The sequence below is a fragment of the Vibrio methylphosphonaticus genome (assembly GCF_023634655.1).
Taxonomy (GTDB): domain Bacteria; phylum Pseudomonadota; class Gammaproteobacteria; order Enterobacterales; family Vibrionaceae; genus Vibrio; species Vibrio methylphosphonaticus.
In genome coordinates, this window is record NZ_JAMKMS010000011.1 from 79,386 (window position 1) to 93,854 (window position 14,469).

General features: G+C 44.0%; 11 protein-coding genes. 5 read left to right on the plus strand and 6 right to left on the minus strand.

The annotated features are described in order from the left end of the window. Positions 1 to 57 precede the first annotated feature (57 nt). A complete protein-coding gene (gene gyrA, locus M9196_RS14120) occupies positions 58 to 2,703 on the minus strand; it encodes a DNA topoisomerase (ATP-hydrolyzing) subunit A (protein ID WP_250618169.1) in 2,646 nt (881 codons plus the stop codon). Positions 2,704 to 3,010: 307 nt separating this feature from the next. On the opposite strand from gyrA, the gene ubiG reads away from it, so the two are divergent. The 4 genes from ubiG to yfaE all read left to right on the plus strand — a co-directional run bounded on the left by ubiG (position 3,011) and on the right by yfaE (position 8,186). Beyond that, entirely contained in the window at positions 3,011 to 3,721 is a 711-nt protein-coding gene (gene ubiG, locus M9196_RS14125; RefSeq protein ID WP_250618170.1) for a bifunctional 2-polyprenyl-6-hydroxyphenol methylase/3-demethylubiquinol 3-O-methyltransferase UbiG, read from the plus strand. Between the two features lie 699 nt (positions 3,722 to 4,420). Further along, the gene (gene nrdA, locus M9196_RS14130) at positions 4,421 to 6,709 is read left to right on the plus strand and encodes a class 1a ribonucleoside-diphosphate reductase subunit alpha (RefSeq protein WP_250618171.1); all 2,289 of its coding nucleotides are present in this window, start codon (positions 4,421 to 4,423) and stop codon (positions 6,707 to 6,709) included. A 68-nt stretch (positions 6,710 to 6,777) separates the two neighbouring features. Then, positions 6,778 to 7,911: a class Ia ribonucleoside-diphosphate reductase subunit beta gene (nrdB, locus tag M9196_RS14135; RefSeq protein WP_250618172.1), complete on the plus strand. Its 1,134-nt coding sequence runs from the start codon at positions 6,778 to 6,780 to the stop codon at positions 7,909 to 7,911. After that, on the plus strand, positions 7,911 to 8,186 hold the full coding sequence (gene yfaE, locus M9196_RS14140; protein WP_250618173.1) for a class I ribonucleotide reductase maintenance protein YfaE: 276 nt from the start codon (positions 7,911 to 7,913) through the stop codon (positions 8,184 to 8,186). Before nrdB ends, yfaE begins: the two co-directional genes overlap by 1 nt. A 120-nt stretch (positions 8,187 to 8,306) precedes the next feature. On the opposite strand, the gene M9196_RS14145 is transcribed toward yfaE, so the two are convergent. The 4 genes from M9196_RS14145 to M9196_RS14160 form a co-directional block, all read right to left on the minus strand. Further along, positions 8,307 to 9,164: a sterol desaturase family protein gene (locus M9196_RS14145; RefSeq protein WP_250618174.1), complete on the minus strand. Its 858-nt coding sequence runs from the start codon at positions 9,162 to 9,164 to the stop codon at positions 8,307 to 8,309. Between the two features lie 12 nt (positions 9,165 to 9,176). Continuing rightward, positions 9,177 to 10,196, minus strand: a complete 1,020-nt coding sequence (locus tag M9196_RS14150; protein WP_250618175.1) for a DUF2804 domain-containing protein — start codon at positions 10,194 to 10,196, stop codon at positions 9,177 to 9,179. A 277-nt stretch (positions 10,197 to 10,473) separates the two neighbouring features. Beyond that, on the minus strand, positions 10,474 to 10,716 hold the full coding sequence (locus tag M9196_RS14155; protein ID WP_250618176.1) for a hypothetical protein: 243 nt from the start codon (positions 10,714 to 10,716) through the stop codon (positions 10,474 to 10,476). A 225-nt stretch (positions 10,717 to 10,941) separates the two neighbouring features. Beyond that, the gene (locus M9196_RS14160) at positions 10,942 to 12,180 is read right to left on the minus strand and encodes a CinA family nicotinamide mononucleotide deamidase-related protein (RefSeq protein ID WP_250618177.1); all 1,239 of its coding nucleotides are present in this window, start codon (positions 12,178 to 12,180) and stop codon (positions 10,942 to 10,944) included. A gap of 162 nt (positions 12,181 to 12,342) precedes the next feature. On the opposite strand from M9196_RS14160, the gene M9196_RS14165 reads away from it, so the two are divergent. Next, positions 12,343 to 12,912, plus strand: a complete 570-nt coding sequence (locus M9196_RS14165; protein ID WP_250618178.1) for a TetR/AcrR family transcriptional regulator — start codon at positions 12,343 to 12,345, stop codon at positions 12,910 to 12,912. Between the two features lie 66 nt (positions 12,913 to 12,978). Here M9196_RS14165 and M9196_RS14170 read toward each other — a convergent pair whose 3' ends face one another. Next, positions 12,979 to 14,466 (minus strand): arylsulfatase, encoded by a 1,488-nt coding sequence (locus tag M9196_RS14170; protein WP_250618244.1) that lies wholly within the window; start codon positions 14,464 to 14,466, stop codon positions 12,979 to 12,981. Positions 14,467 to 14,469 lie beyond the last annotated feature (3 nt).

A 14,469-nucleotide genomic window follows, 5' to 3' on the forward strand; every position in this document is an offset into this window, starting at 1 on the left:
AGCCGAGCTATGCTCGGCTTTTTCTTATCTTATTTCAGAACATCTTAGCTTAAAAGATTACTCTTCATCGCCTGCTTCGTCTTTAGGCTCCGCGTCCACTTGTGGCGCTTCCTCTGTTGATGCAGCAGTATTCGCTTCGTCACCTTCAAGGATTTCACCTTCAGGTAAATCGGCTTCTTCTACTTCGTCAATGCGTTGAAGGCCAACCACTGACTCATCGTCTGCAGTTCTAATCAGTGTCACACCTTGCGTATTTCGACCCACTTGGCTTACTTCCGCAACGCGTGTACGAACCAACGTACCTGCATCGGTGATCATCATCATTTCGTCGCCAAGTTCAACTTGAACGGCACCGACTACAGGGCCATTTCGATCTGAAACTTTGATAGACACTACACCTTGAGTAGCACGACCTTTAGTCGGGTATTCAGCAAGTTCAGTTCGCTTACCGTAACCATTTTTCGTTACCGTTAAGATATCACCTTCGTTTGAAGGAACAATCAACGACACGACTTGGTCATCATCAGCAAGCTTCATACCACGAACACCGGCTGCAGTACGTCCCATCGCACGGACTTTATCTTCGCTAAAGCGAACGACTTTACCCGCTTTGGAGAACAGCATAATATCGCTATCGCCGTTGGTAATATCAACGCCAATCAGTGAATCGTCATCACGTAGGTTAACAGCGATTAAGCCATTCGAACGTACGTTAGAGAATTGATCCAAGGACGTTTTCTTAACCGTACCGTCACCCGTAGCCATGAAAATGTACTTTTCAGGACTAAATTCGCTGACTGGCAGAATAGCGGTAATACGCTCGCCTTCTTCCAATGGAAGTAGGTTAACAATAGGCTTACCACGTGCCGCACGGCTCGCTAGAGGCAATTGATACACTTTCAGACGGTATGTTTTACCGCGAGTAGAGAAACACAAGATGTTGTCATGAGTGTTAGCAACAAGCAGACGCTCGATGTAATCCTCCTCCTTCATCTTAGTGGCGCTCTTACCTTTACCACCACGACGTTGAGCTTCGTAGTCGCTTAAGATTTGATATTTCACATAGCCTTCGTGAGATAGAGTGACGACCACATCTTCACGAGCAATTAGCTCTTCCATATCAATATCGTGTACCGCTGCAGTAATTTCACTGCGACGTGCATCGCCGTACGTTGCTTGAACAAGTTCAAGCTCTTCACGAATCACTTCCATCAAACGTTCTGTGCTACCCAAAATGTGCAGTAGTTCAGCAATTTCTTCTAGAAGTGCTTTGTACTCATCAAGAATCTTCTCATGCTCTAGACCGGTTAGACGGTGTAGACGAAGTTCAAGAATCGCTTGAGCTTGTTGCTCCGTTAGGTAATAAAGACCATCACGGATACCGTATTCATCTTCCAACCAATCAGGGCGAGCAGCGTCAGTTCCTGCTCTTTCAAGCATAGAAGCAACATTACCCAATTCCCAACCGCGCGCCACAAGACCCACCTTCGCTTCTGCTGGCGTTGGTGCGTTACGAATCAATTCGATGATTTCATCAATGTTCGCTAATGCAAGAGATAACGCTTCAAGGATATGAGCGCGGTCACGTGCTTTCTTCAATTCGAAGATAGTACGACGCGTTACGACTTCACGACGGTGATCAACGAAACACTTCAACATGTCTTTCAGGTTGAAAAGCTGTGGTTGGCCGTTGTTCAGCGCAACCATGTTGATACCAAATGTCGTTTGCAGTTGAGTTTGAGAATAAAGGTTATTCAGAACAACCTCACCCACAGCGTCACGCTTACATTCGATAACAATACGCATACCGTCTTTATCAGACTCATCACGCAGTGCACTAATGCCTTCTACTTTCTTGTCTTTAACAAGCTCAGCAATTTTTTCAATCAGGCGTGCTTTGTTCACTTGATAAGGGATTTCAGTAACGATAATGGTTTCTTTACCATTTTTCTCTACTTCAATATCCGCTTTCGAGCGCATATACACTTTACCACGACCCGTCTTGTACGCATCAATGATACCTTTACGGCCACTGATTAACGCTGCTGTCGGGAAGTCTGGCCCAGGGATATAATCCATGAGCTCATCAATCGTAATGTCTTCATTAGCAATAAACGCCAGACATCCATCAATAACTTCATTCAAGTTATGTGGTGGGATATTTGTCGCCATACCAACGGCAATACCAGACGCACCGTTAACCAATAGGTTAGGGATCTTTGTTGGTAATACTGCTGGAATTTGCTCCGTCCCATCATAGTTGGGAACGTAATCAACCGTCTCTTTATCAAGGTCTGCCAACAGTTCGCCAGCAATTTTCGACATACGTACTTCGGTGTAACGCATGGCCGCTGCTGAGTCACCATCGACCGAGCCAAAGTTACCTTGGCCATCGACCAGCATGTAACGAAGCGAGAATGGCTGTGCCATACGAACAATCGATTCGTAAACTGCACTGTCACCATGTGGGTGATACTTACCAATAACATCGCCTACTACACGAGCAGATTTTTTGTATGCTTTGTTCCAATCATTGCCTAGCACGTTCATCGCGAATAAAACACGACGGTGCACTGGTTTTAGGCCATCACGCACGTCAGGAAGAGCACGACCAACGATGACGGACATCGCGTAGTCGAGATAAGAGCCTCTCAGCTCATCTTCTATATTTACGGGCGTGATCTCTTTAGCTAGATCGCTCATAGAGCTAACATTCCTCTATATATTGATCGTATATTCGATACGTATAAGGTCAGAAAATATAACACAATAATACGTAGTTCGGCATCACTTTCACGCGGCTTTTATCATGTTGTGACCTTTGTTACGATTCAACTGTCCACTATTTGCACATTTCAAATCCGCCACATGGATAAGTGGTGTAAAAAGCACCACTATTTGACGAAAATTTGCCAACGTAGGTAAAAACACACAAACCTGCTTCATAGTATTCGTGGTAAAAAAGATTTGCGGTATACTCGACGAAAATTGGAAATAGGCACTGCTCGGTATGGATAAGCATCAAAACGTCGATTTAGACGAAATCAAAAAGTTTGAAGATATGGCAAGCCGTTGGTGGGATCTTGAAGGTGAATTCAAACCTCTTCATCAAATTAACCCATTGCGACTTAACTATGTTCTTGAAAATGCCAATGGATTGTTTGGCAAAAAAGTCCTAGATGTCGGTTGTGGCGGCGGCATACTTGCCGAGAGCATGGCTGTTCAAGGCGCAACGGTTACTGGCCTCGATATGGGTAAAGAGCCACTAGAAGTGGCAAGACTGCATGCGCTAGAAACAGGCACCAAGCTCACTTACGTTCAAAGTACTGTCGAGCAGCATGCGAGTGAACACGCCGGTGAATACGACGTTGTGACCTGTATGGAAATGCTAGAACACGTCCCTGACCCTGCATCTGTCATTGCGTCATGCGCAAAGCTTGTCAAGCCGGGCGGACAAGTCTTCTTCTCTACATTGAATCGTAATTTGCAGTCTTACCTATTTGCCATTGTAGGCGCTGAGAAGTTACTCAAAATCGTACCCGATGGTACCCACGACCACGACAAGTTTATCAAGCCTTCAGAGCTGATAAAAATGGTCGACAGAACAGAATTGGTTGAGAAAGGCATCACTGGTCTTCAGTACAACCCGCTGACAGACAGTTACAAGCTTGGGAAGCGTGTTGACGTCAATTACATCGTCTACACAGAAAAAGCAAAATAGAAGACTCTCATCAACACAAAGGGTAGCGTTCATCGCCTACTCTTTGTGTCTTACGCTCTATACATTGAACGTGCCATTCGTGGCAGACTAGCGCCACCTCTACCCTGCCGATTAATTATGCCACTTCTCATGACCGTCGCCTCATGAGCCCTACGCTAAATCATACTTTCCTATAATTGCCACTACATCTAGTCTAGTCACTCCTTCCAGAGCCACTATAAAGCTTTCACTGTCTATTCCTTTCATTGCACTAGGTTAATCACGTTAATTATTCGACACAAATACGCTACAAAAACAAGACAAACCTGTGCGTTTTGCAGCCTAATATCGCACTTTTAATTATCTACTCAATACCGTCCAGAAATTATCAAAGATCAAGGAATTTTTTTTTGAAATGGTTAAAAGAAAACCGTTTTGCTAGCACGCAAATTTCACCGCTAAGTCTGCTCTATCTTCAATGGTTAGTATCTACTAACTGTTTTTTTCTGTCCCCTGCTTATCCACAGATTCAAACAAATATGTGAGCTTGAAAATTTTGGCTGATAGCACTATCTTGTAAGCCGGAATGCAAATTACCCCTATATCTTGTGTTAACAACAAAAAGCCATAGGGCGACTTGGATCACGAAGTCATCGCTAAGACTCAACAAAATTTCATAAAAGCAAGACTTCATATTGTTTTGTTAGGGAACACCTCAGAATGAACCAGCAACTAACCGTTACCAAACGTAATGGCCGCAAAGAAACTATCGATCTTGAGAAGATTCACCGTGTTATCGCATGGGCAGCAGAAGGTCTTCAAAACGTATCAGTCTCACAAGTAGAGCTAAAAGCTCATATCCAGTTTTACGACGGGATAACGACGTCTGATATTCACGAGACAATCATTAAGTCAGCGGCAGATCTTATTTCAGAAGAGACGCCAGATTATCAATATTTATCTGCTCGCTTAGCTATCTTCCACCTTCGTAAAAAAGCGTATGGCCAGTACGAGCCCCCAACGCTATTTGACCAAGTGTCTAAGATGGTTGAAGCAGGTAAATACGACAAGCATCTCCTTGTTGACTATACCAAAGCTGAACTTGATGAACTCGATAGCTATATTGACCACACTCGCGATCACGATTTCTCCTACGCCGCTGTTAAACAGCTGGAAGGTAAATACTTCGTGCAAAACCGTGTAACGGGTCAAATCTTTGAAAGTGCACAATTTTTGTACATTTTGGTTGCTGCTTGTCTATTCGCTAAATATCCAAAAGAAACACGTCTTGACTACATCAAGCGATTCTACGACGCGACATCGACTTTCAAAATTTCTCTACCTACACCGATTATGTCTGGTGTACGTACCCCTACCCGTCAGTTTAGCTCTTGCGTACTGATTGAATGTGGTGACAGCCTAGATTCTATTAACGCAACAGCAAGCTCGATTGTTCGTTACGTTTCACAGCGAGCTGGCATTGGTATCAATGCAGGTCGTATTCGTGCTCTGGGTTCAGAAATCCGTGGCGGTGAAGCTTTCCACACTGGTTGCATTCCTTTCTACAAATACTTCCAAACAGCAGTAAAATGTTGTTCGCAAGGTGGTGTTCGTGGTGGTGCAGCAACGGTTTTCTATCCAATGTGGCATGGGGAAGTTCAATCACTACTTGTACTGAAGAATAACCGTGGTGTTGAAGAAAACCGTGTTCGTCATATGGACTACGGTGTTCAACTCAATAAGCTGATGTATTCGCGCCTTGTGAAAGGTGGCAATATCACCTTGTTCTCACCGTCTGATGTACCGGGTTTATACGACGCATTCTTTGAAGATCAAGACGAATTTGAACGTTTGTACGTTCAGTACGAAAACGACCCTTCAATCAAAAAAGAAACAGTGAAAGCGGTCGAGCTTTTCTCGTTGCTAATGCAAGAGCGTGCCTCTACCGGTCGCATCTACATTCAGAACGTTGATCACTGTAATACACACAGCCCATTTGATTCAAAAGTTGCACCAGTACGTCAATCTAACCTTTGTTTAGAAATCGCACTGCCAACTAAGCCATTAAGTAATGTTGAAGATGACGAAGGCGAAATCGCACTTTGTACACTATCTGCCTTTAACCTTGGCGCTATCAATGAGCTTGATGATCTTGCAGATCTATCTGACCTCGTGGTTCGCGCGCTAGATGCACTGCTAGATTACCAAGATTACCCGCTACCAGCGGCGTATAAGTCCACAATGAACCGCCGTACGTTAGGGGTTGGTGTAATTAACTACGCCTATTACTTAGCGAAAAACGGCGTGAAGTACTCTGATGGGTCAGCGAATAATCTGACACACCGTACATTTGAAGCGATTCAATATCACCTGTTGAAAGCGTCTGTTGAGTTATCGAAAGAGCAAGGCCGTTGCCCACTGTTTAACGAAACCAACTACGCAAAAGGCTTGTTGCCTATCGACACTTACAAGAGTGACATCAACACTTTGTGTGACGAGCCTTTGCATTACGACTGGGATAAACTGCGTGAAGAAATCATGGAGTTTGGTCTGAGAAACTCGACGTTGACTGCACTTATGCCGTCGGAGACGTCATCTCAAATCTCAAATGCGACCAATGGCATTGAGCCACCTCGTGGTTACGTTTCAGTAAAAGCCTCTAAAGATGGTATTTTGAAACAAGTAGTACCCGATTTTGTTAATCTTAAAGAAAACTACGAGTTACTTTGGGAAATTGGTAACAACGACGGCTACCTGCACCTTGTGGGCATTATGCAGAAGTTTGTTGACCAGGCTATCTCAGCTAACACAAACTACGACCCAAGCGTTTATGACAGCGGTAAGGTACCAATGAAGAAATTACTTCAAGACCTTCTGACTGCATATAAATTCGGCGTAAAAACGCTGTACTATCATAACACCCGAGACGGTGCAAAAGATGACCAAGGCGATAAAGGCGTGGTTGTTGAGCAAGAAGATGATTGTGCAGGCGGCGGTTGTAAGATTTAATCGTTCATAAGACAAATTAGTAACACAGCCCTTTCCTTAGCGAAGGGGCTAAAAAGGATTGCAGCACCATGGCTTACAGTACTTTTACTCAAACAAAGAATAACGCCTTAAAAGAACCAATGTTCTTAGGGCAGCCGGTAAACGTAGCGCGTTATGACCAGCAAAAATTCGAAATTTTCGAAAAGTTGATCGAAAAACAGCTTTCCTTTTTCTGGCGACCAGAAGAAGTTGACGTATCCAGCGATCGTATCGACTACAACAAGCTACCAGAACATGAAAAGCACATCTTCATCAGTAACTTGAAGTATCAAACTCTACTGGATTCGATTCAAGGTCGTAGCCCTAACGTTGCGCTTTTGCCATTGGTTTCACTTCCTGAGCTTGAAACTTGGATTGAGACATGGTCGTTCTCTGAGACGATCCACTCTCGTTCATATACGCACATCATTCGCAATATTGTAAATGACCCAAGTGTTGTCTTCGACGACATCGTTGAAAATGAGCACATTTTAAAGCGTGCTAAAGACATTGCGCATTACTACGATGACCTCATTCAAGCAACAAACGACTACCACCGTTACGGCGAAGGTACGCATGTTCTAAATGGTGAAGAAGTTAAAGTTAGCCTGTATGAGCTAAAGAAAAAACTCTACCTTTGCTTAATGTCAGTTAACGCCTTAGAAGCGATTCGTTTCTACGTAAGTTTTGCTTGTTCATTTGCTTTTGCGGAACGCGAGCTGATGGAAGGTAACGCAAAAATCATCAAACTCATTGCACGTGATGAAGCATTGCACCTGACCGGCACACAGCACATGGTGAACATTCTTCGTAACGGTCAAGATGATTTCTCATTCATGCAAATTGCAGAAGAATGTAAACAAGACTGTTTCGACCTATTTAAAGAGGCGGCAGAACAAGAAAAAGAATGGGCAGAATACCTATTCAAAGATGGTTCTATGATTGGCTTGAATAAAGATATTCTATGTCAGTACGTTGAATACATCACTAACGTACGTATGCAAGCTGTTGGCTTGGGTGTGGCTTATCCGGAAGCGACGTCGAACCCGATTCCTTGGATTAACGCTTGGTTATCTTCAGATAATGTTCAAGTTGCCCCTCAGGAAGCCGAAATCAGTTCTTATCTTGTTGGTCAAATTGACAATGAAGTAAGTGCGAATGACTTCGAGGACTTCGAACTTTAATGCCAACCATTAAGATAAACTCTATCACTACCATTGAATCTAACCCTTCTAATACGGTCTTAGAGACGCTAGAGCAAGCGGGATTAGAGCCAGAATATAACTGCCGAGACGGACACTGTGGTGCTTGTCGCTGTACGTTAGTATCTGGAGAAGTGGAATATGTAGGGTTTGCGATGGCTTACACTCAAGGCAATGAGATACTGCCTTGTATTTGTCGAGCGAAAACAAACATTGAACTCGGCGATATTGCGCATCAAGTAAAGAAGCGAGCATAAACCAAGCTCTCCCCTCTTTAAACGGCTCTTAATGAGCCGTTTTTTGTTGCCGCTCGTTTAAATCTGTCGTTAACCTTGTTCTTTGCTACCTAGCCCAATTACCTTCTTTGTTATCATTGCCTAATTACCTTCTTTGTTATCATTCGGCGGTAATAACATGGTAGTAAGTCGTTGCTTTAACGTTTGGTCTGGTGCAAAAACCTCTCGCCACATGTCTTTCCACTCGGCAAATGTCACAGTAATGGGATTAAAACTCTCAACCGGCTTGCTAATGCCATATCTTACTGTCTCCACTTCAGGCTCAAACGTGCCAAATATCCGGTCCCAAACAATCAGCACACCTGCATAGTTTTTATCGATATATTGGGAATTTCGTCCGTGATGCACGCGATGATGGGAGGGCGTATTAAAAACCCACTCAAGCCAACCAAGTCGTTTTATCCATTGGGTATGAACGAAAAACTGTAGCCCCAGGTTCAGCAGCACAACAAATACCACCCATTTAGGGTCAAATCCAATCACAATCAGTGGCAGCCAAAACAACCACATCCCTGCTAAGGGGTACATTAGGCTTTGTCTAAACGCAGTGCTAAAATTCATGTTCTCTGAGCTATGGTGAACCACGTGAGCCGCCCACATCCAACGAACTCGATGGCTCGCCCTGTGAAACCAATAATAGAAAAAATCCTGCAATAGCATCAATAATAGAAACGTAAAGACCGACATATCTATATCGAAAATACGCCAGCCAAAGACACTCAAGTAAACGTATGAAATGAATAGACCCGCCAGTAACTCCGACAGTTGATGCAAGCCAGCTAAGCTGAAGTTGCACACAAGCTCTTTTAACGAATAATGGCCCGATGTAGGTAACCGCCCTAAACGCTGTCCAAATACATATTCAAGTATCATCATGACAACAAAAGCCGGCGCAAGCAGCAGTAATAACCACTCTGGGTTTTCGACTATATCAGCCACAACAAGCTCTCCTTACCATTTGGCATAGTGATCTTCCGTCAAACCAATCACACGGTCTAATGGATAACGGTGACCTTCGAGATCCGTTAATACTCCGGAAAAGTAACCGACATACTGGCGAAAATTGCTCTTTAGCACGCCAACGTTGAGCTTTTCTGATCTTGATTGAAGTGGTTGGAAAGTCAGATCAATACCACCGTCATCCCCATAAATTCGCCATGGTTTATTTGAGTCCAGTCGATCAAAGTCAAAATGCACGCCATTAAGTAAATAGCGCTGACCATCAATCCACACGGTATTCTCTGTCGCGCCAGTTTCATTAACACCCGCCGCAACATTGACGCCAATTCGCCGCCCGTTGACCCACGCATTAATACTTGCCCAGCGCCAGCTAGTTTCTTGTCTCATGTAGCCAGCTGAAAAATCGTAACCAGCTAAGCAAGTTGACACATCAAGTGCGTTACCTTTCACCACGATACGGCCTGTCACGTCCAACGCGTTGTGTTTTTGCGTATACGTCCAGCCTGAGTATCCTGTAGGCGTACACAACATTAACGGACCCGTCCCGTTGCTCGGAGGACTCAACGTGATGTCCATATCAAGTAACTCTGAGGTTACCCTGACGTGCCATAAGCCCTCCTCGATCTCAAACCGAGTATCCAGAGCTTTAAAGTAACTCGCACTTTGCCATGGTGACGGACTCATTTGGTACTGATACCCCAACAGTTGGATTGTTTTCGCCTCTACAAGCTCATTAGTGGCAATGTCATAGACGTAATAGAAGCTATTGCCGAGGTAGCGTATGTCAGCCATCGCTACCCCTATGATGTAATCTGGGGTACAAATACTGACAAATTGAAACTGCTTATAATGAAAGTACTTCGCTAGTCGATTTGCTGTTTTGTCCATGGTGGTGCGATAGACAAAACGCTCCAAATCTAGATATTTGGGGATGGCAGTAAGATGACCAAATTCTGGTTTCCCGTTGTCGTTAAAAAGGCTTTCAATTTCCACCAGTGACGATGCACTCATAATAGCTTCATACTCCAACCGTAATAAACGTGTTACATCGAGTATGAGCCATGATTTGCAATCATGATCAGAATTAGAGCAAAAGCACAAAATGGATCACGTTTAACTAATGGATTAGTCGTAACTAGTTGGTTAGCTTCCGCTATAAATAACAACTAATGATGATGAGCGTCAGGCAGGCAATCAAAACAGAGCGACAAATACTGAGCAGGTATGGCACAAAAAGAAAAAGCCGGTTGAATAAACCGGCTTTAAAGAGAAAATACGATATAGACGGCTAATCAACCGTCGCAAGAATGCTATCGGCAGTGCCCATCGAAACGGCTTTATCCGCCACGTGACGTCCACCATCATCATAAAGTGAGATCTTAAATCCTTCATCATCAGACAAAAGATCTTCCATCGGAGCTTTCAACCACATCGCCGCAATATCACCGCATGTTTTACTAAAGGCTTCGCCCAACATGATCTTTTCGTTTGCGACTTGGTATACCACCCGAATCTTTGATTGTTGAATCATTGCTTCCTCCCTAGACACCACTGTTTCCAGAGTGAACATTGATTCTAATCAATTTCTTAAGAAGAGCTACTCTCAAAAATGAGAATCTTAAATTTTGCTTTAAGATCAATATACTGTGACATAGATCTTATATTCATATAGTGATAACTATTTGGCATATAAGCACTCGGTTGAATAGCTTTTATGTCGCTATGCCAACCTGAAAAAGCCTGACTTACCCGCCTCTTACAACAGACTAGAGGGTACGTAAATCTCCTCTTTACGATTCACATAGCCATAATCTGGAAACATTGGTTTGCCATCTAAATAACGTCGTAACATGTCCCCTGCGACCGTGCTAATGATCGTTTTCACATCCTTTGATTGGTACTTTCGCTGCAGTTGAAGAATCTGCCCCCATTCACCTTTCGGCGTCGCAATCGCAATTGAAAAGACGCCCGCCTCAAATTTACCGGTCGCTAATGCAATATCTGCATGGCAATTGCTTTTGGTCGCAGCCGCTAATGCCAAAACAGCACCTAGTGGTTCTCCATCAGCCGTCAATGGTGATGACGTCTTATCACCGAGTATCCATGTGGCACCGCAATATTGGGCTAAGGTCTCATCGTCTTGTAACCATGCCGACAAATATCCCTTGGTCGCATGCTCAGATATGGCAATTGTCGGCTTATGAGCATCCACAAGATGGCTAATACGAGACAGCATTGGCTCGTCAACACTGACCACATTTTGATGCAGTAGCTTCTCTATCATGGCAAGAAGACGAACACCCTTTTCAACATCTTGGCTCGGTCCAAATAACTTCACCTCGATAAAAGGCAAGTAAGAACGGTAACCAAGTTCATAGCCATCTGGCAATGCAATGACCGACAACGTATCAGCGATACCGGACTCAGAAAGACCAAACGTATAGAGGCGGCGACATTCACGCCCCTCAGTCTGTCCAAACTGTCGCTTCAGATCGGGTAGAATTTGTTCGGTTGCCATCTTTTTAAATTCACTTGGCACACCTGGGGTAAAATAAAATAAGCAATCATTGATATACATCTTGAAGCCACACGCCGTCCCTATGGGATTGTCCACAATAGAGGCACTTTCTGGCAGTACGGCCTGTTTGATGTTGCTCTCAGGCATAACCTTACCACGAGAGGCGTAGAAAGCTTCTAGGGTCGCTAACCATTCTTCATTTAGTACCAGTGGCTCTTCTGCAGCTTCAGCCGCAACTTCAGCGCTGAGATCGTCGGACGTAGGCCCAAGACCGCCATTGACAATAACCACGTCAAGATTCAAGCTCAACATAATCAATTCTTGTAGCAGTGACGCTCGCTGATCTCCGACAGTAGAACGCTTATACATCGAAAAACCGTTCTCATAAAACACTCTACTAAGCCATGCAGCGTTCGTATCGACAATATCGCCATACAAGACTTCTTCACCTGTACTTAGCATTGCAATTTTGGTCATGGTTTTTCCTTTTGATTTTTTTCATAAGAATGACACGAGTTGTTTAAATAGCAATAGTGATTTCATCGCAATCATCTAATTACGTTCGTTACGACCTTCTAGACTGTACGGTCTAATCTTTCAGAGTTACAATATGCATAAATTTCTAGGAATGGCGGACGTATGGCCGATTTAAAACAAACACTTCTCAACGCTGGGTTTGAACTCATTAGTGAACATGGGTTCGCTGGCATTGGCATTATGAAGATCATTCAACAAGCGAAGGCGACAAAAGGCTCTTTCTATCACCATTTCAAATCGAAGGAAGATTTTGGCCGTCAGCTATTAGAAGACTATTTTGAGAACCATCTCAACACACTCAACCATTATCTTGAAGACAGCTCCATTCCGTTTGAACAACGCGCAATCCATTATTTCGAATTTTGGTCAGAATCAAAAGTGACGGAAGATTTTCAGATTAAATGCTTAGTCGTGAAATTATCTGGTGAAATATCAGGGACATCATCGAGCATGCAAGCAGAGTTAGATAACGGCGCTAATAAAGTGATTAGCCGCATGACCGATTACTTTGTATCTGGCAATGAACAAGAGCTGCTGGATATAGAAACACCACACATGGCATCACGAACACTCTATGCTAAGTGGCTAGGGGCGACGTTGCTTTGCGCAATACAAAAAGACCGAACACATTTAGAACAAGCCATGACCGAAACAAAAACGCTCATAAAATAAGGGCTGCAAGCAGCCCTTTACTCTTTATACCTTTGATACTCTTTATATTGGTTAATTGAACACGGTTTAACGCCCAATTCCCGACGCATCCACTGCATCGGGTTCAAACGTCACAGGAGGCCATTCTTTGAATGTCTCTAAGTGCTGTTGTACGGCCGCTTGAGCAGGACCAAACGCCCACATTTTTTTACCCATCCAATTGATATACATCCCGGACTCCTCAGCAGCTCGCTCATAAGGGTCGCGGCGTAAGTTGAAAAGCAGCGGCGCATTAAGTTCTTCTTTCGGCCCACTCCAACCATGATTTTGTACAACAAAGTGAGCTTTCCAATCACCAACACGAACCGCTTGTAGACGATCACGCTCGTAGTAAATGATCTCCTTTCGATTTGAAGGGGCGAGCTCAGTTAGCATCGTCATTTGATTGTAACCATCTAAATGCGCTTTAAAACCTTCATAACCTGTCAGCATTTTCTGTTTAAGGTCGCTTGGTCCACCCGCGGCTTCAACCAATGTAGGTAACCAATCCATTCCATCAAACACACCATTATGTACTTTTCCGGCAGGGATTTTATCCGGCCAACTCACAAGCAACGGCGCACGCACCCCCCCTTCCCAAGTCGAACCTTTTTCACCATGATATGGCGTCATGCCACCATCAGGCCAAGTCATAATTTCCGGTCCATTATCCGCCGTAAATATCACGATGGTATTATCTGCTACGCCTAATTCTTCTAATTTAGCGAGCATCTCACCCACATGGTCATCAAGATCCTTCATGACTACTTCTTGTAGCCCCCAACCATTTTGACCAAGCATCGCTTCATACTCTGGTGACAAATGGGTCCAAACATGACCTCTCGATGGGCAATACCACGTGAAGAAAGGTTTATCTTCCTTGACTGCATTTTCAACAAAATTAATAGCATGCTTGTTAACTTCATCGTCCAAGGTACGCATACGTTCTATCGTCAACGGCCCGTCATCTTCTATGATTTGCCCACCTTTGCCATCTGACTTCGAGTGAATGACATTTCGTGGGGCAAATTTCTGGAACGCTTCGTCTTGTGGCCAATCTGGGTCTTCCGTGTATTCCATCGCATTTAAGTGATATAACCAGCCCCAATATTCATCGAAGCCCTTCATTGTCGGCAATACTTCATCCCTATCACCGAGATGGTTCTTACCAAATTGACCCGTTGTATACCCTAGTGTTTTCAGTATCTCCGGTAGCGTCGGTGTTTCGGCGCTAAGCCCTACAGGACTACCTGGAAGACCAACAGTGTGCATACCCGTCCGAACGGGGAATTGCCCCGTAATAAACGCTGAACGCCCTGCGGTACAAGAAGGCTGAGCGTAATAATCTGTTAACAGCATGCCTTTTTCAGCAATACTGTCGATATTAGGAGTCTCGCTACTCATCACGCCTCGATGGTAGGCGCTTAGATTCGATATACCGATATCATCAGTGAAAATAACAAAGATATTCGGCGGTTTTTCATTCGCGTTGGCGAGTGAGCTTAACCCTAATAAACTAACGACTAACCATTTCATTAA